Raw genomic sequence first — 17427 nt, 5'->3', positions numbered from 1 at the left:
ATTATTGATAGAAAGCCTCATTATGCCCCTGCATGTATTTCTCAAAACATGCATCATACGCTTCTTTGGCTTCATCTGTTGATGTCGGAACTCCATATAGATATACCCATACAGCTTCAAAGTCTTTTATGTCAATTTGTCGTGACCATTCAGGGTTTGAATGCACTTTTGAACTACTTCCATCTTTATACCCTATCGTATAACAGTAGTTAAGAGCCTCTTCATAATCAAAGGTGCTTTTGTTTGTTGTGAATGTCCTTGTTTGAGGGGTGACATCTTGTTTGACTTGGGTGTTTTCTTTTTGTTTCCTGCGTTGTTCTGTCTGCTGTTGTTCCACAATACGCAAACTATCTTCACGCTTCTTAAGTTCTGCCTCTCGCCTCTCTAAATCAGAGGATTGTTGTGATTGGTTGTTGCCACCACAAGATGCAAGGCAAGCCACGACTATAAAAGCCGAAATAAAACTAATTAACTTATTCATTGTCTTTTCTTTTTAGGTTAGTAGGAATGGCATAAACAATAAGAGACGCACCTCCAAGAATAAACAAAAGAGTTCTTCCTCTATCATACGATGATATATGTACTTTAGTTCCTACACTATTCCCATTTGCATCAAAATACTCACCATTGTAATAAGTCTCTGAATTATAAGAATCTGTTCCAAGAACGATTGAAACTATTCCTATTGCAGCAAGTAATATTGAACGAAGTATTTTCATTTCTCGCCTCCTTTCTCTGCTTCTTTCTCTGTCTCTTTCTTTTTGAGGATTGGTGTCTGCTCCAATAACTTTCTAATGTCATCTTCACTCTTGCAAAGTGTTCCATCAATTTCGATACCACTTTGGCTACCATCAAGAAGTGCTGCCAATGCTTGGATTTTTGTTTCAGTTCCCATCGCATTTGTACTTAAATCTGCGAAGAAATCTGCAAGTTTGACTTTAACTGCCATACGCAATAAGTTTTTAAGCATCTGTGACCCTGCGATGCTGGTTGTTATTACGTTTTCGAAGGCATATAAGAAAAGCGGAGTCACCATTTGCCTAAACTGCCTTGTGGGGCTTGGACTCCCTTGCTACACAGAATAGGAAAGATTACTCCGCTTGGCAGTATATCGCATAAGATACGATTACACACCAAGAGAGCGTTTCCCACTTTCTGATGTAGCAATAGGCATATGCCTATATGTGAAGTGTCCAAGTTCACAAGTTCAGAAAAGCGAAAATGCGCTGTCTAATATGTCTGTCAAAAGCCTATCATGGCAATATGACGTTCCAAAGATATTAAAATCTTTTGAAAAACAATCAAACATCTGGAAGAAACTTTACTTATGACGTTATTTTTCTTGTTATTCGACATATTTGCATTGACTCAAGATAATTTTTTATATTAAACATATACACTTTTTGCTCGTATCAAAACCCTTGCAATAGATTAAAATGATACTACTCAAGTATTGATACATTTCCTACGAAACAAGTCTCCGGATATCTATTTGGTGACTGGTAGTTGTCTGCCTATTGAAATACTCTCTGTAAGGTTGCATTTTCCTTTTGATAACCGTTCCTTTGGGAGTTAAAGCCCTTATCTTTGCCTCCAACTCTGCGAGGTCGTTGTGATTGTCTGCAAGGATGAGACTATTTACATAGTCCTTAAAGTCTGTGTGCCGTCTTGAGTCTGAGCATTTTTTAAGAGCCTCATCAATAACAAATAGAATAGGATTGGCAGTTGAGTTTAAGACCTTGATGAGGCTGTTATCGTCTATCTTCAGCAACCTTTTGACTTGTACCATTGTCCCGACATTTAACTCAAAACGCACTTTGTCTTGGAAATAGCTAAGTAACCTTTGTGACTGGTGCAACGACTGCAAGAAAGATAAATTAGTCTGTTGTTTCAGTTCCTTGCCCTTGTCATATATACAAACACGTTTCTTATATCTGTCTGTCGTAACCTTATTGCGTAAGCAAATGCCATTGGGATATTTCTCTACTTCCCACTTGTCATAATTGGATAGGTTCTGTTTGGTCTGTGAAATAATATCCTTAATCTGTGTGGAAGGAATATCTTTCGTAATATCACATTTCGCAACGATGGCCGTTTGAAGTAGTCTTTCTGTGTCTATCTTGCAAATGCCTAATGAGTTTATCTGCTCTATGCAGTAACGGATGTTATCTCGGTTGATAAGTTCGGGGTATCGGTCTAATAGTATCTTTCCCGTAAACTCGATAACACATTCACTATGTATGAAGTCTTTTCGTATCAACAAGTAAAAAGGTATGTCTTGTTGATATTTATAAGAGGTAACACACCCATCTTTGACGATGGTTTGAAAATCTCGCTCGTTGATGTTTCCCACAATGTCTAACGGGCAAATAAGTTTCATTCTATCGAATTGAACCATTCTGTTTCATAATCTTTATTTCTTTATTATCACCTTGCTTTTTTGCAAGTTTTGTCACCTTGACAAGTGGTAACATTATATAATTATAATTGGGTATAATGGAAAATCAAATTTTACTTTCCAAAATTTTTCAGCGAAACGCACAGGACACCCTTTTTTGTATAATGAATGAGTACAATTTGGGGACTGAGTGCGAGGATACGTTGACAACTCGATCCCCCCCTCCCTTGGGGGAGGTAGGGATTATTGAGTTTGGAAAAGAGACTGAAAGACTTATATATGAAAGACTTTACAAAAATGCAGATAAAACTTGGCTTATCTGAATATTTTCGTTATCTTTGCCCTCAAATAATAAAACTAATAATTGCGGGTCTTGATGAACAAAACTACTTTTTCAAAGTCACTGATAAAGTTCGATAATTCGTCAGCACTTCCGACCGAGAAAGAGATTATTCATTTAGAATAGTCTCTTTTTTATTTATATGATATACGTTATTACATATCAAAATATTGGCTAACGAGACAATGGGACAAACAAATTTCCGAACCATTTCAGGCAATATATTCCATCATTAGTTTGAAAGGAATTTGTCTGAAATAGTTCAGAAATGACGTAAAGGAGTCTTTACGGACACGTTACGATTGCTACTATCCACATTACAGGTGCAACAACACGTTCTTACGTGCCGTTTTCCTTATATTATTTCTTGAGTAATTTCTCTTCAAGATGCTTCAGCATGTCGATTGTCATGCGGCTGAGGTCATAGTTAGGACACCAGTCCCACTCATTACGAGCACATGAATCATCAAGGTTGTCAGGCCAACTGTCGGCGATGCTCTGCTTCAATGGGTCAACATCGTATTCCATTTCGAAGTCAGGCTTATGCTTCTTTATTTCTGCAAAGATTGTCTCCGGCGAGAAACTCATTGCCGTAACATTGAATCCGTTATGATGAACGAGACGTTTCGGGTCTGCCTCCATGATATTAATTGCCGCCCTTAAAGCATCAGGCATATACATCATATCCATCATTGTGCCCTGCTTAATCGGACATACGAATTTCTCTCCGCGCACTGCCGAGTAGTAAATATCCACTGCATAGTCGGTAGTACCGCCTCCGGGAGGTGTTACGTATGAAATAAGTCCCGGGAAACGAACCGAGCGTGTGTCTGTTCCGTATTTCTTCTGATAATAATCGCTGAGCAACTCTGTGGTTACCTTTGATACTCCGTATATGGTTTGCGGGCGTTGTACGGTGTCCTGCGGAGTGTTGATGTGTGGTGTACTCAACCCGAACGAACCGATAGAACTCGGAGTGAACACTGCGCATTTGTTCTCGCGTGCCACCTCAAGGATATTCCACAGACCGTCAATACCAATCTTCCATGCCAGTTTCGGCTTGGATTCTGCCACAACCGAAAGCAATGCTGCAAGGTTGTAGATGGTGTCGATGTTGTTTTCTTTAACCACTTTGGCGATCGCCTCGCCGTCCGTCACATCAGCAATCGCCGACGGGCCTCCTTCTTTCAATTCGCCCGTAGGCTCTGCACCGGTGATATAACCGGCCACAACGTTTTCGCTGCCATACTGCTTGCGAAGTTCACGGGTAAGTTCCGAACCAATCTGGCCTGTTGAACCAATAACAAGTATCTTTTTCATTACTTTTAAATGATATGTTGTTTATAGTATAGATTTTCGCGTGCAAAATAACCAAAAAAAAACGACATAACACCACTTTCTGCCATAAAAGTGCACATTTTTTTCGTTCCGAGCATTTTTTTCATATTAATTAGGTGTTTTCTCATTTTTTTTCAGTTACTTTGTAGGTCGATAACAGATTTGCTCTGTTTAAAGATGAAATTATTAACCCTAATTATTAACCATAAATTCAAAAATCTATGTACGGAAAAATGAAAGACCATCTCAGGCGTACTTTGTCGGAGATCAGGGACGCGGGCCTCTACAAAGAGGAACGACTCATTGAGAGTCCGCAAAGGGCAGCCATACAGGTGAAAGGCAAGGAGGTGCTGAACTTCTGTGCCAACAACTACCTTGGCCTGTCCGACCACCCACGTCTCATCGAGGCATCGAAGAAGATGATGGACCGTCGTGGCTTTGGAATGTCTTCGGTACGCTTCATTTGCGGAACGCAGGATGTCCACAAGGAACTTGAAGCAGCCATCAGCGACTACTTCAAGACAGAGGACACAATCCTTTATGCGGCCTGCTTTGATGCCAACGGAGGTGTGTTCGAGCCACTGTTCACAGACGAAGACGCTATCATCAGCGACTCTCTGAACCATGCATCCATCATAGACGGTGTGCGCCTTTGCAAGGCAAAGCGCTATCGCTATGCTAATGCAGACATGGAACAGTTGGAGGAATGCTTGAAGGAAGCACAGGCACAGCGTTTCCGCATCATCGTTACCGATGGTGTATTCTCTATGGACGGCAACGTTGCACCTGTTGACAAGATCTGCGACCTTGCAGAGAAGTATGATGCTTTGGTAATGGTTGACGAAAGTCACTCTGCCGGTGTTGTAGGAAAGACAGGACACGGTGTGAGCGAGTTCTTCAACACTTACGATCGCGTGGACATCTACACCGGAACATTGGGCAAGGCTTTCGGCGGTGCTCTCGGTGGATTCACCACCGGTCGCAAGGAGATTATCGACCTCCTTCGTCAGCGTTCACGTCCTTACCTATTCTCCAACTCTCTTGCTCCGGGCATCATCGGTGCATCTCTTGAGGTGTTCCGCATGCTGAAGGAGAGCAACGAGATACACGACAAACTTGTTGAGAATGTGAATTACTTCCGCGATAAGATGATGGCCGCAGGCTTCGACATCAAGCCAACGCAAAGTGCCATCTGTGCGGTGATGCTATACGATGCAAAACTTTCGCAGGTATATGCTGCAAAGATGCAGGAAGAAGGTATCTATGTCACCGGTTTCTACTACCCTGTAGTTCCAAAAGAACAGGCTCGCATACGTGTTCAGATTTCCGCAGGTCACAACCGCGAACATCTCGACCGTTGTATCGAAGCCTTTATAAAGGTGGGCAAAGAATTAGGTGTCCTTAAATAAAAGAGATAAACAATAAATTTTTTTACGTTCCAATTGGCGGCAAGCGGCGTTGTGTTAAACGGTGGTTGCCGCCAACTTTTTATAACGTAACATCTCCATTTATCTCATCTCGCACAACAAGCACGTACCTGCTTGTCGCCGGCAAGACATTTATCAGAAAGTCGTTAAAAATCTTACAGTCTGTGTCATTCCACCCCCGGAATCAAAGAACGCAGCGCAGAGATAACCTCTTCGTGGCTGTACCCCTCTTTTATCACGATGAATATGGTATCATCACCGGCAATAGTACCGATTATATGAGGCACATCACTGGCATCAATGTTATATGCGATACTTGATGCGTATCCCGGACGTGTTTTTATTACACCCATATTACCGGAGAAATTTATAGAAACATAGCCGCTCGATTTCAACATCTCAATTGCCGAGATAGGCTTTGTGATGCGCTTATACATAGTGTCATTGGGCAATACATATACGTATTTCCCATTCATTGAAGCGGCTTTCGCCACCTTCAACTGCTTCAGGTCTCGGCTCAGTGTGGCCTGAGTCAGTTTGAAACCTTCCTTTTCGAGCATTCTAAGCACTTCTTCTTGCGATCCCAGTTCCATGCTTGATATAAGCATCTTCAAGGCCTCTAACCTACGTGTTTTTATTTTCATGCTGTTTAAGACATTTTTTGTTTGTTTGCAAAATTATACAATTCTCTGCATACTTGCAAATATTCTTGTATGATTTTTTCTGTATGAGCAGTAAATTTTTTATACTTCAAGCCATTGAAATATATTGAAGAGAAAACTTCAACACATAACGGTCGACAATTCTCATCGCCGTATCCTATAAAATAGCACAGGCTCCAACGAGGGAGCCTGCTACTGAATTAATGTCTATAAAGTGTGTTCTTGTGGTCAATTACGGCTGCCACCGAATATTCGGAGCAGGTAGAGGAACATGTTGATGAAGTCGAGATAGAGGCTCAAAGCCCCCAGCAAGGCAATCTTCTGCATAGTTTCCTCCGGTTGGTCGGCATTAACAAGCATTTGCTTGATGCGTTGTGTGTCATACATCGTCAGTCCGGCAAATATTATCACACCCACCCAACTTACTATAAGTTCCATCATGCCGCTCTTTATGAAGAACACATTGACGAGCGATGCGATGATAAGTCCGATGACACCCATGAACAGTATGTTGCCGAATTTCGACAAGTCGGTCTTCAACACCATACCTATCACACCCATTGCGGCGAACATTCCTGCGGCGATGAAGAACACCGAGGCTATGCTACCTATATCAAATATAATGAATATAGATACCAATGTCACACCGTTGAGAAGCGAATAGAGAGCGAAAAGCAGGGTGGCTACCGATGCAGACAGTTTGTTTATACCGGCACTGATGCCGAATACCATTCCAAGTTCTGCTATAATCATTCCCCAGAACAACATTCTGTTGCTCGCAATGGTGAACCATAGTCCGGTATCGGCAACCATCCACGCGGTGAACCCCGTAATAGCCAACGCCAATGTCATCCATATATATACCTTGCGCATCGTTGCCGGCATGGCCACAGACGCGCGTCTTTCCTTTTCCTGTATCAGTTCGTAAAGTCTTTCTTCTGTCATTTTCTTCTTACCTTATTATATTATATATCGTATTTGATTTGCAAACATAGTTATTTTTCTGCAATCCTCAAAAATAAAGGCTTGTTGCTTTGCATTATTTAACGCTTCTGTGCACACTTGTGGATTGATATTTGTTTTCTCTAATCGGACGTTATAAGGTTTTCGTGACACTTATTCTCACTCAAACTTCACTTTCCCAAATCTTCCTGTCTGATGAAAATTAAGCTTTCCCTCCTGTCCAACTTTGTTCCAAGACATGAAATGACGCTTCGGTAAACGACTGCCATACTTGAAGAAATTCGCTGTTGCCTCCACTCCGTCCAGACTCTTCACGTTGCTCTTGAACAATGCCGACGCAGGGATTATCAGCGTCAGCGACCACTGCTGCTCACCGACACGTGTGTCGAAGGGCATCTTCCCCAACGAACTCCAACGCTTTATACTTCCCAACACCTTTTCATCGGCCTCCTCCCTATTGGTATTAGTGACACCGGCCTGCATTAAAATCGCTCCGATGCAGTTGCTTTCTATGTTGTAATACGTGTCTTCACCGTTAAGTTTCAGGAAAAATTCGCAGCACGCATCTTGGAACACCGGACTCTGATCCTTATCGTTCATCGCCCTTACCGCACCTTCACTTACGCGATATTCCACATAAATGTTACGCCCATCGTGAGCGATTCTGAACCGCGCATCGGGTTTATACGGATAATTTCGTTCCCAATTAAGATAGCCAATCTCGTTCCACTCCACTCTGAATTTATCGAAGGTCTCCCCGATACTCTTCGCTTCGGCAATCCCACGGGGCAGTCGTTTCACAGTCAGCGACATCTCCCGCCCCTCGTTCTTGCTCTCACCCGAAACCTTCGCCGTTCCAAATGCAGTACACATAACCATCATAATTATTATTCTCAGAACATTTCTAAAGCCCATTTCCTTATTTTTTATTTATCAAAACAAACCTACTTCTCAAATAACGTTCCACGCATACATTTATTATTCAAAAGCAAAGCGATTGTACTAAAAACAGATTCCCATTAAAACAAAATCGTGCAAATTTGTTGTTTTGAATCAAGAATGACAGACCATTTACATATTAACTCCATTATTTTTGCAATATTTTTGCTACATTTGCAAAAGCAATAAGCAGTATCATGGAAAAGCGAAAGGCTTTTTATATCATTATGACACTTGCGAAAATCAGTTTTGAAACATGAGAGAAAATTATCAAAAAAACATTGAGAATCGCCTTATCATTCCCACTATGCAATTTCTTCAACGTGAGAAGTCGAGTGGAATTGTATTGGCAGTATTCGTAATTCTGGCATTAATACTTGCCAACTCCCCTCTGCGTGAGGAGTATTCCCACTTGTTAGAGTGCCATTTCGGATTTCGGCTTATATGACAAAAATGTGCTTATTTTAGAGTCGTTCTCTCTTATGTGACAAAAATGTGCTTAAAAACTCCCATTCCCCTTTTATTTTTTAGGGGAATGGGACTTTATAAAGTCCTGAATGAAGATCTTTCTTCTTTCCGTACTGATTCCCTTGTGTAGGTTCAATTTTGTCTTTAAATCTGCATTAAGTGATTCAATAGCATTGTTGGTATTTGGTATCTCCAACTCAGGGTAATCATAGTATGTCCACAAACACGACATATTCCTTTTAAGGCTCAAAAAAGCACTACGTAGAGTTTTATGAGTATAATGTGATTTACCATCTTCTGTTGTTGTTCGTTCCTTAAGAAAATCCTCCCATTTAGTATACCATTCTTCTAAAGCCCCAATAAAGGACTCTTTGTCCGTATGACATAACATCTTGGATATTGCAAGCAGTTCTTTAGAAGCCTCAAGTTTGGGTCTTGAGGTTAGTTTTGTCTTTATAGTCATTACTTGATGGAACTGGCATAATTGGAATTTATAATTGGGGAAAGCTTGTCTAAGTCCCTTAAAACCATCGCATACAAGACCTTGAATGGTATATCCAAGTAATTCCAAGTAGTTTATGCCCTCTTTGTAATCTTCAAGACGTTCATGCCTATTGATAAACTTAAACCAAAGTACATCACCAGACAATGAATCCTTCATAATAACTACACCAAAATTACGTCCCCAATAGGTGACATCCATTAAAACCACTACCGGACGAACAAGAAGGTTGGGCAGGTCTTCTTTATAAGATTTGGTGAGCTTCCTATAAATAGTCCTGGTTGAAACTCCGTACTCCTCTGATAGATCTTTGATTGTAAGATTACCCTTGGAATAACGATTGTTAACAATGGTATTTGTAAGACGCTTATGTCCGACAAAGCTCCTCTTACAGCACTTACAATACCAGCGTTGACAACCATTAAGATGACCACGTTTTATAGTCGATTTTGAGCCACAATAAAAGCAGATTTTTTGCCATAAAAATATAAATAGAACAAAGATAATGATTATTAGACAGTTGCAAGGATTTTAAGCACATTTTTGTCATATAAGCCCGGATTTCTTATAAACGGAAAAGACTATCTGAATTTCAGTGTTGAACATTGGATAAACGATGGACTCATGTCCATGTTCTTCTTTGTTGTCGGTTTGGAGTTGAAACGAGAGTTCATCGGCGGAGAGTTACGCGATCTTAGAAAAGTGACACTTCCAATCATGGCAGCAATATTCGGCATGCTCCTACCCGCTGCCATTTACACCATATTCAATGCAGGCACTCCGACCTCAAACGGCTGGGGAATACCGATGGCAACCGACATAGCCTTTGCCTTGGCGGTCGTCTATATGCTTGGCGAACGTGTCCCTATTTCGGCAAAAGTGTTCCTTACCACCCTTGCCATTGTTGACGATTTGGGTGCGGTCGTCGTGATAGCCCTTTTCTACACTTCCGAAATCTCAGTTTTAAACATCGGTATTGGTATGCTTTTCCTCGGAGTTATGTTACTCGGAAACAGACTTGGCGTAAAAAACGTGCTCTTTTATGGTATTCTTGGCATTGGCGGAGTGTGGTTGGCATTCCTCATGTCAGGTATTCATGCCACCATATCTGCCGTACTCGCAGCAATGGTCATACCGGCCGACTCCCGTATTCCGGAAGCGGTTTTCATCGCTCGTATAAAGAAATTTACCACGCAGTTCAAACTGGCAGAGCCGAACGATGTGCGGACACTTGAACCCGAACAGTTGGAAATTCTATCAAAGGTAAAGAGCGACTCAGTGCACGCCACACCTCCTCTTCAGCGACTTGAGCACAGTCTGCACCCTTTGGTTTCTTTCTTCATTATGCCAATCTTTGCTCTGGCCAATGCCGGAGTTTCGTTCATCGACATGGATATTAGTGTGCTCTTTGCCAACAATGTTGCTCTTGGTGTGATATTCGGTCTGTTTCTTGGGAAACCTTTGGGTATCATTTTTGCCGTATGGTTCACCGAGAAAATCGGGTTTGGAAAACGCTCGCATGACATGACATGGCGCACAGTGGCCGGAGTCGGCTTCATTACCACAATCGGTTTCACCATGTCTATGTTTGTAACTATGCTGGTATTCAACTCTCCCGAAAACTATATCCAATCCAAAATAGGTATCTTCACCGCATCCATTTTGGGTGGAATTATCGGTTATACTCTGCTGAATAGGAAAATTCCTACAAATTAAAGATATTTTCAAGATAAAAATCATATTGCATACTTCCTGACAAGTCCTATTAAAGTAACAAGAATTTACTCGGCTTCAGTAATAATAAATGTCATACAGGAACAGTAATAAAAAACAGTAATTCACAACATATATGTGATAAATTACATAAAACAAAAGACAAAAATCATGCAATATATTGATAATAAACACGTTTTATATGTGATAGATATGTGACAAAGTACACAATATGGACAATATAGAACTTAAAAAGATAATAGAAAAGCTTGTTAATCTTCCTCAAGAAACAGAGTGGATTGAGTTTAAGGAGAACTTCCATAGTCCGGAAGAAATAGGAGAACGTATATCTGCAATATCTAATAGTGCCCGACTATTGGACAAATCTTTTGGCTATCTTATTTTTGGCATAGAAAATGAAACTCACAAAATGGTTGGAACATCTTTCTATGCAAAGGAAAAGAAAAAGGGAAACGAAGAATTGGAGATGTGGCTTATAAACAGACTTAGCCCACGGATTGACTTGGAAGTGTACGATTTGAAAATGGATAATGATGTTCATTTAGCCGTATATCGAATACCTGCAACCAACAATCGCCCTGTAACTTTTCTCAACACCGCTTATATACGTATAGGAACATTAACCAAGAAACTTATGAATTATCCCGAAAAGGAAGCAAAGTTATGGAGGATGTCTGGCAGTAAACCGTTGAGCAAACGCATTGCGAAATCCGGTCTATCAGTCAGTGATGTGGTATCGTTATTGAGTGTTCAGACCTATTTCGACTTAATGAATATCCCTATGCCTCAAACTGCAGAAGGTATCATTGATAGATTTATACAGGAAAGATTTGTAGAACAAGGTGAATTAGGTTTAAATATTACAGAACTGGGGGCATTAGTATTGGCTAAGAATCTAAATAATTTTGACAGTTTAGTTAGAAAACAACTCCGCATCATCGTATATAAGGGAAAAAACAAAATAGAAACCATACGTGAATATCAAGGAGAGAAAGGATATGCTGTTGGATTTGCGGAATATTTAGATTGGATAAACGGACAGTTACCAGCCAACGAAGAAATAGGAAGGGCACTACGAAAAGATGTAAGAATGTATCCGGAAATTTCTATACGTGAACTATTGGCAAACGCCCTAATTCATCAAGACTTCGATGAGCGAGGTTTTCCCATGATAGAAATCTATTCTGACAGAATAGAAATCTCCAACCCCGGTTTACCTCTTATCAGTATTGAACGATTTATAGATGAGTATGTATCAAGAAACGACATGCTCGCCGATATACTGCGCAGAATGGGTATTTGTGAAGAAAAAGGTAGCGGTATGGATAAAGTTATATTCAACAATGAGTTATACCAACTTCCACCTATTGATATACAAACCCAGGAAAACAGAACGGTAGCAAAAATATATGCATATAAGCCTTTAAAGGATATAAATAAGCAAGAAAAGATTCGTGCTTGCTATCAACATGCATGTTTGAAATACGTGTCTAATGATAAAATGACAAATCAGACTTTGAGAGAACGATTTGGTATAGATAACCACAACTACTCCACCGCATCTCGTATCATCAAAGATACTATTGATGCAAAGTTACTGAAAGAAGATGACAATGGGAATAAGTCAAGGAGATTTGCAAGTTACATTCCATTTTGGGCATAGCAAACATATAATTTATATGTGACGGATATGTGATGGATAACAGTTATATCGCAGCAACTTTTCATGTACACCACTGATTATCAGTACATAATTATATGTGACGGATATGTGACGGATATGTGATAAAAACAGTTTTAAGTTGGCAAAAAGACCGGCGGATGGCCGGTCTTTTGCATTTCGTTCCTTGCGATGCTGTTCTGAACAAAACAGACGTTCTCATGATGAAACGCATATCGGGAGAATTGCCAACAAACATGGAAACGTAACCGGCAATATCCACATATACAAAGGAGAATTATTATTTGAAGGAGTAACAAGTAAAGAGATTTCCATCTCTGTAAGACTTGTTCTCATTGAATAACTCTACACAACAGTCCTTTATATCATCCAATCCAAAGCCTTGTATTGTGCGTCCGAGCAAGAATGAAATAACATAATCTTGCCAGTTTTCACCCATGCAGGCTGCTTTTGCTGCACCCTGTTGCATAAATCGCCACATATCTTCTTCGCTGATATAGTCGTTCCAGTAGCACCATTTGGACAATGCCACCAATCGACAGATGTCCCAAGCGTAAGTGGAGTTCACTTGTCTAACCCTATCCGGGTCTATATCCAACCCATCTGCAATTTTTTCTCTGAGATATTCCAGTTTGCGGTTATCTGTATTTTGCGAAATCAATTCGTCAAACTCTGTGGTACGTTCCAATGCAAGCAAAGCGTTGAGTGTCTCCATCGCGTCTTCCGTATTTTCCACACCCCACTGACTTTTCATACCTTCCGCATAAATCTTCAAGTCAACATCCGGAACAATGCTCAACACTTCTTCGCGACGATAGGAAAACAGAATTGCCCCAAACACCAAAAGCCGTTTCTTTTCTTCTGTAAGAGGAGTCTGCGGATGGGTTGCCAGCCAAGCATTACGCCGCCGTTTGGCTTGTATGTTAAGATAACGTGCAAAGAGAAATAATCCCAATACGATTGCGGCAATCAGTGCTAATAAGATTAAGATAATTTTGAAAATCATAAATTAAATGTTTTATAATAAATATATTAATTGTAAAGACGTAAAATTTTGCAGCAGCATTTTTTTAAAAGAATGTAACATTTTGAGAAGCAAACAATTGCCCAATATCACACTACACCGTAAAGTTTATTTCGATTAATGCTTTAACCTCAATCGGTCGTTAGACTATTGTTTCTCCATCTCATATTGATTCTATCGCTTCCTGACATCTTATATTTGCTTTGCTGCCATCTTGCCTTCCTTATTTTCTCGCCGCAGCCCACTACGTCTTCGATAATAGTGCAGACAACCTGACCAACAATCAAACGAAATCTGTGCAGACCCTAATAACTGATTGGGGTTTAAGTCCAAACCAACAAACGGTATGAATAGTGCCGACAAAGTTAGCAATAAAAAAAATGAAAACCAATTCAGCCTGTATTTTTTTACCAAAGAAAAAAGTTTTATCGTCTGTTTTTGCAACAAGTGGCAGATTGATGGACGCGTCGGGGAAACCGCTTTAGTTTGTATATCATACGACAGTTCGGGAAATTATATCTTATCTTTCCAGCATTCATGTATTAATCTGTTTCATACAATTATTGCTATCTACATAACATATTCTTCATCGGCTTATTACTCCTAAGGTTATCCACCTGTCTCCTACGGCGAGTAATAAAGTTTGTTCCTGTGATTCTTGATTTTTTCATCTTCTTTTTTATTATTCTATTGGGAATTCTATGCCAAACCACCTCTTCTGAATTATTATTTTTTACTACTATAATATCTCTATCATATGATATAATATGTAAAGTATCATACATTGTTACGAATCCTCTTTTGGTTCTTACATAATGGAACATCGTATCATTAGAGAATTTAAATCTAACACCATATATGTTACCCAAAGATCCTGTATAACTATAATTAAAATCTTCATCAAGGAAATATTGTATTGAGTCTTTTTTTGAATACACAGCAATTACCCCATGAGGATTGTTCGGTGTCCAATAACGTGACCAATATGCAACGTTATTATGTGTTATTACATCGAAACATGACTGTCTGCAGGACACAAATGTTATCCCCAAAACCACCAACGATATTAATTGTTTTATTTTTATCCAATTACAATACATTCTTTTAAATTATTACGTGAGTTCGGGATAAAAGTTCATCATAAGACTCTGTAATCTGCGGAAATCATTAGTTCCAAATAAATAAAATACAAACAAAATCCGCTGTGATTATTGAGGACAAAGATAGTAAAGTTTTCTGTATTATAGATGAATTTAACAAGAATTTTTATCCCGAACTCGTGTTTTCTTGTGCTGAACTCACGCAAAAAAATATTTATCTGTATTACAAAACAGGCGAAATTGCTGACCAATTTCGCCTGTTTTGGTTTTCAATTTCGCCCAAATTGGTCGGCAAATTCGCCCAAATTGGTTTGCTCTATGTTGTCAATCGTTTGCCGAAAGGTGTTTTTAGAGCAGTTCGGGAAGCGTGAAGAGGCGTATGCCGTTGCTGCCTTTTACGAGGATATACTTATCGGTGGGGCGGTTTACGGCAATCTCTGCCTTCATCTCTTCGATGTCGCGGAACTTGCGGAAAGTGCAATCGGTCTTGCCGAACTCCTCTCCCACCAACCACACCTCGCAGAGTCCTTTCGCCTTTAGCATATCCACCACGCGCTGATGTTCCTCTCCGCTCACCTCTCCAAGTTCTCTCATATCACCAAGTATAGCCATTTTCGCCGGCACATCCATAGCACAGAGGTTTTCTATCGCAGCCTTCATACTCGACGGATTTGCGTTGTAGGCATCCATGATGAGATGATTGTGCGGGGTGACGGTCATCTGCGAGCGGTTGTTGTTGGGCATATAGTTTTCAAGTGCGTGACACACCTGTTCTTCGGTGACACCGAAATGCAGGCCGACAGTTACCGCAGCAAGCATATTATCTATGTTATACGACCCGATGAGATTTGTTCTTACGCAGCGTTCTTCGCCCCCATCAGCATGCCAAGAGAAGCGCAGGAACGGCGCACAATCTATTATCTTTCCACGCACAGAAAGACGTTCTGATGAGGCACCGCCATATTTTATAATATGTGTAGCATTCCTTTCAGCCGCCATACCCATAAGGTCGGCATTGTCGGCATTGATGAACAACGGTGCATCACGGCCAATCAAAAAGTCATAAAGTTCCCCTTTCGTGCGTTTCACCCCATCGAAAGAGCCGAAGCCTTGCAAGTGAGCACGCCCCACATTGGTTATTAGTCCGCAGGTAGGCTCTGCCGTTTCTGCCAGAGTCTTTATGTCGCCCGGATGCGATGCACCCATTTCCACAACCGCAATCTCGTGCCCGGGGCCGAGTTGGAACAACGTTTTGGGCACTCCGACATCGTTATTGAAATTGCCTTGTGTGTAGTGCACGTTGAAGCGTTCGGAAAGAACGGCTGCAAGGAGTTCCTTTGTGGTGGTCTTTCCGTTTGTTCCCGTTATCCCTATCACCGGTATTGCGAAACGGCGGCGATGTTCTCGTGCGAGGTCTTTGAATGTTTGCAAAGTGTCGTCAACAAGCAGACAGCGGTCGTCTGTATTATATTCCGGGTTGTCTATGATGGCATACGCACATCCTTTTTGCAGTGCACTTTTCGCGAATTTGTTACCGTCGAAGGTCTCACCCTTCAGTGCCAAGAAGATGCTTCCTCGCGGACAGTCGCGGCTGTCGGTGGTTATCAGAGGGTGTTCGCGGTAGAGGGCGTACATCTCTTTTATATCCAAGGTGTTCATTTGTTCTGATATTTTGAGTGCAAAAATAGGAAAAACTTTCTATAAAATTGTATTATTGGGAAAGAATTGTTATTACCGGCATGCTTACTCACTGTTTTGTCCGCCTGCCGGCAGATGCACAGCCATTACCTCTCGGCGTAACTCTTAGAAGATACGAGAAGTTTTTTTAGACGAGTTTTAGAGAAAAAGGGGCGGAAAGTTTTGCAATATCATCGAATTATATTATTTTTGCAAATCAAATAGACTGCGGCATAATCGCAGTAAATGAGATGACGAAAAACCGCAATACGGAATATACTATTAACATCGGTGGCCGACTGTTGTCGCTAAGAGAGCCACTTGTAATGGGAATACTTAATTGTACCCCCGACTCTTTCTATCAAGGGAGCCGTAAGCAAAGCGAAATGGAAATTGCAGAGCGGGCAAACCAGATTATTGAAGAGGGCGGAAAGATAATAGATGTCGGTGCGTTCTCCACTCGTCCGGGTGCTACTCAGGTGAGCGAGGAGGAGGAAATGGAGCGCATGAGGCACGCCCTTACAGCAATCAGGGGGCAACAGACAGGCGCTATTGTCAGCATCGATACTTTCAGACACGATGTGGCGAAGATGGCCGTAGAAGAGTTTGGCGTTGGCATCATAAACGATGTGAGCGGCGGAAACCCCGAAGGGTCATTCGGCAGCGACAAACAGGCTGTTAATTTGGAAGCAAGCGACATTGACGGAGACGACATCGGCAGTAACGACTGCGCTCCGGTGCTTGACGATGAATGGCGAGGCGGTGTGCCCTACATACTGATGTCGAGTTGCGGACCGCTTGAAGAAACCATGAAATTCTTTGCCATGCGCATACGACAGTTGCGTGCCCGCGGTCAGAAAGACATAATCCTCGACCCCGGATTCGGCTTCGGAAAGACGATGGAACAGAACTTCGACACGCTCCGGCGCATGGATTTGCTCGGCGAGTTCGGACTCCCGGTGCTGGCAGGACTGTCGCGCAAAACAATGATATGGCGCACATTGGGTATCACACCCGACGAGGCTCTCAACGGAACCACCGTGCTGAACACCGTGGCTCTGATGAAAGGGGCGGCAATACTGCGAGTTCACGATGTGAAGGAGGCGGTGGAAGCGGTGAAGTTAATTGATAATTGACAATGAGAAATTGACCGTTGACAATTCGGAATTGATGA

General features: G+C 41.3%; 15 protein-coding genes and 2 pseudogenes. 6 read left to right on the top strand and 11 right to left on the bottom strand.

The window, feature by feature from the left end:
• Nucleotide 1: 1 nt before the first annotated feature.
• The 5 genes from EHV08_RS08700 to EHV08_RS08680 all read right to left on the bottom strand — a co-directional run bounded on the left by EHV08_RS08700 (nucleotide 2) and on the right by EHV08_RS08680 (nucleotide 4058).
• Nucleotides 2-481, bottom strand: coding sequence for a hypothetical protein (locus tag EHV08_RS08700; RefSeq protein ID WP_126678932.1), 480 nt, complete (start codon nucleotides 479-481; stop codon nucleotides 2-4).
• Nucleotides 474-719: a hypothetical protein gene (locus EHV08_RS08695; protein WP_126678931.1), complete on the bottom strand. Its 246-nt coding sequence runs from the start codon at nucleotides 717-719 to the stop codon at nucleotides 474-476. Before EHV08_RS08695 ends, EHV08_RS08700 begins: the two co-directional genes overlap by 8 nt.
• Nucleotides 716-949, bottom strand: a complete 234-nt coding sequence (locus EHV08_RS08690; RefSeq protein WP_126678930.1) for a hypothetical protein — start codon at nucleotides 947-949, stop codon at nucleotides 716-718. Before EHV08_RS08690 ends, EHV08_RS08695 begins: the two co-directional genes overlap by 4 nt.
• 516 nt (nucleotides 950-1465) lie before the next feature.
• Nucleotides 1466-2398, bottom strand: coding sequence for a phage/plasmid replication domain-containing protein (locus EHV08_RS08685; protein WP_126678929.1), 933 nt, complete (start codon nucleotides 2396-2398; stop codon nucleotides 1466-1468).
• A 700-nt stretch (nucleotides 2399-3098) separates the two neighbouring features.
• Complete coding sequence (locus EHV08_RS08680; protein ID WP_126678928.1) at nucleotides 3099-4058, bottom strand: NAD-dependent epimerase/dehydratase family protein; 960 nt, start codon at nucleotides 4056-4058, stop codon at nucleotides 3099-3101.
• Between the two features lie 239 nt (nucleotides 4059-4297).
• Here EHV08_RS08680 and kbl point away from each other — a divergent pair, with 239 nt between their 5' ends.
• Nucleotides 4298-5485, top strand: a complete 1188-nt coding sequence (gene kbl, locus EHV08_RS08675; protein ID WP_126678927.1) for a glycine C-acetyltransferase — start codon at nucleotides 4298-4300, stop codon at nucleotides 5483-5485.
• Between the two features lie 185 nt (nucleotides 5486-5670).
• Here the strand turns inward: kbl and EHV08_RS08670 are convergent, their stop codons facing one another.
• The 3 genes from EHV08_RS08670 to EHV08_RS08660 all read right to left on the bottom strand — a co-directional run bounded on the left by EHV08_RS08670 (nucleotide 5671) and on the right by EHV08_RS08660 (nucleotide 8010).
• Nucleotides 5671-6147 carry an arginine repressor gene (locus EHV08_RS08670; protein ID WP_126678926.1) on the bottom strand — a complete coding sequence of 159 codons (477 nt, stop codon included), beginning with the start codon at nucleotides 6145-6147 and terminating at the stop codon, nucleotides 5671-5673.
• A gap of 246 nt (nucleotides 6148-6393) precedes the next feature.
• On the bottom strand, nucleotides 6394-7110 hold the full coding sequence (locus EHV08_RS08665; protein WP_126678925.1) for a Bax inhibitor-1/YccA family protein: 717 nt from the start codon (nucleotides 7108-7110) through the stop codon (nucleotides 6394-6396).
• Between the two features lie 177 nt (nucleotides 7111-7287).
• Entirely contained in the window at nucleotides 7288-8010 is a 723-nt protein-coding gene (locus EHV08_RS08660; RefSeq protein WP_158676071.1) for a carbohydrate-binding family 9-like protein, read from the bottom strand.
• Between the two features lie 313 nt (nucleotides 8011-8323).
• On the opposite strand from EHV08_RS08660, the pseudogene EHV08_RS08655 reads away from it, so the two are divergent.
• Nucleotides 8324-8503 (top strand): annotated as a pseudogene (locus tag EHV08_RS08655) (Na+/H+ antiporter NhaA); the annotation flags it as partial.
• Nucleotides 8504-8587: 84 nt separating this feature from the next.
• Here the strand turns inward: EHV08_RS08655 and EHV08_RS08650 are convergent.
• Nucleotides 8588-9508: an IS256 family transposase, variant Zn-binding type gene (locus EHV08_RS08650; protein ID WP_455430457.1), complete on the bottom strand. Its 921-nt coding sequence runs from the start codon at nucleotides 9506-9508 to the stop codon at nucleotides 8588-8590.
• A 69-nt stretch (nucleotides 9509-9577) separates the two neighbouring features.
• On the opposite strand from EHV08_RS08650, the pseudogene nhaA reads away from it, so the two are divergent.
• Both nhaA and EHV08_RS08640 read left to right on the top strand, forming a co-directional pair.
• Nucleotides 9578-10753: pseudogene (nhaA, locus tag EHV08_RS08645) on the top strand (Na+/H+ antiporter NhaA); the annotation flags it as partial.
• 229 nt (nucleotides 10754-10982) lie between these two features.
• Nucleotides 10983-12434 (top strand): RNA-binding domain-containing protein, encoded by a 1452-nt coding sequence (locus EHV08_RS08640; RefSeq protein WP_126678920.1) that lies wholly within the window; start codon nucleotides 10983-10985, stop codon nucleotides 12432-12434.
• A 298-nt stretch (nucleotides 12435-12732) separates the two neighbouring features.
• Here EHV08_RS08640 and EHV08_RS08635 read toward each other — a convergent pair whose 3' ends face one another.
• On the bottom strand, nucleotides 12733-13458 hold the full coding sequence (locus EHV08_RS08635; RefSeq protein ID WP_126678919.1) for a DUF1266 domain-containing protein: 726 nt from the start codon (nucleotides 13456-13458) through the stop codon (nucleotides 12733-12735).
• A gap of 1222 nt (nucleotides 13459-14680) precedes the next feature.
• On the opposite strand from EHV08_RS08635, the gene EHV08_RS08630 reads away from it, so the two are divergent.
• Nucleotides 14681-14947 (top strand): hypothetical protein, encoded by a 267-nt coding sequence (locus tag EHV08_RS08630; RefSeq protein ID WP_126678918.1) that lies wholly within the window; start codon nucleotides 14681-14683, stop codon nucleotides 14945-14947.
• Here the strand turns inward: EHV08_RS08630 and EHV08_RS08625 are convergent.
• Nucleotides 14925-16226 carry a UDP-N-acetylmuramoyl-tripeptide--D-alanyl-D-alanine ligase gene (locus EHV08_RS08625; RefSeq protein ID WP_126679472.1) on the bottom strand — a complete coding sequence of 434 codons (1302 nt, stop codon included), beginning with the start codon at nucleotides 16224-16226 and terminating at the stop codon, nucleotides 14925-14927. The genes EHV08_RS08630 and EHV08_RS08625 overlap by 23 nt on opposite strands.
• A 278-nt stretch (nucleotides 16227-16504) precedes the next feature.
• Between EHV08_RS08625 and EHV08_RS08620 the strand changes: the two genes are divergently transcribed.
• Nucleotides 16505-17389 (top strand): dihydropteroate synthase, encoded by an 885-nt coding sequence (locus EHV08_RS08620; RefSeq protein ID WP_126678917.1) that lies wholly within the window; start codon nucleotides 16505-16507, stop codon nucleotides 17387-17389.
• The last annotated feature ends 38 nt before the right edge of the window (nucleotides 17390-17427 follow it).

Origin of the sequence: Prevotella koreensis, assembly GCF_003977605.1 — a bacterium.
In the GTDB taxonomy this organism is placed as follows: Bacteria; Bacteroidota; Bacteroidia; order Bacteroidales; family Bacteroidaceae; genus Prevotella; species Prevotella koreensis.
Note: the sequence above shows the minus strand (reverse complement) of the source record. Positions and strands in the feature narration are given on the sequence as shown.

Bases quoted from the DNA above. Each gene is read 5' to 3' on its own strand.
- EHV08_RS08685 (WP_126678929.1), bottom strand. From the start codon at position 2,398: ATGGTTCAATTCGATAGAATGAAACTTATTTGCCCGTTAGACATTGTG.
- EHV08_RS08695 (WP_126678931.1), bottom strand. From the start codon at position 719: ATGAAAATACTTCGTTCAATATTACTTGCTGCAATAGGAATAGTTTCA.
- EHV08_RS08680 (WP_126678928.1), bottom strand. From the start codon at position 4,058: ATGAAAAAGATACTTGTTATTGGTTCAACAGGCCAGATTGGTTCGGAA.
- kbl (WP_126678927.1), top strand. From the start codon at position 4,298: ATGTACGGAAAAATGAAAGACCATCTCAGGCGTACTTTGTCGGAGATC.
- EHV08_RS08670 (WP_126678926.1), bottom strand. From the start codon at position 6,147: ATGAAAATAAAAACACGTAGGTTAGAGGCCTTGAAGATGCTTATATCA.
- EHV08_RS08620 (WP_126678917.1), top strand. From the start codon at position 16,505: ATGACGAAAAACCGCAATACGGAATATACTATTAACATCGGTGGCCGA.
- EHV08_RS08635 (WP_126678919.1), bottom strand. From the start codon at position 13,458: ATGATTTTCAAAATTATCTTAATCTTATTAGCACTGATTGCCGCAATC.
- EHV08_RS08665 (WP_126678925.1), bottom strand. From the start codon at position 7,110: ATGACAGAAGAAAGACTTTACGAACTGATACAGGAAAAGGAAAGACGC.
- EHV08_RS08640 (WP_126678920.1), top strand. From the start codon at position 10,983: ATGGACAATATAGAACTTAAAAAGATAATAGAAAAGCTTGTTAATCTT.
- EHV08_RS08690 (WP_126678930.1), bottom strand. From the start codon at position 949: ATGGCAGTTAAAGTCAAACTTGCAGATTTCTTCGCAGATTTAAGTACA.
- EHV08_RS08700 (WP_126678932.1), bottom strand. From the start codon at position 481: ATGAATAAGTTAATTAGTTTTATTTCGGCTTTTATAGTCGTGGCTTGC.
- EHV08_RS08660 (WP_158676071.1), bottom strand. From the start codon at position 8,010: ATGATGGTTATGTGTACTGCATTTGGAACGGCGAAGGTTTCGGGTGAG.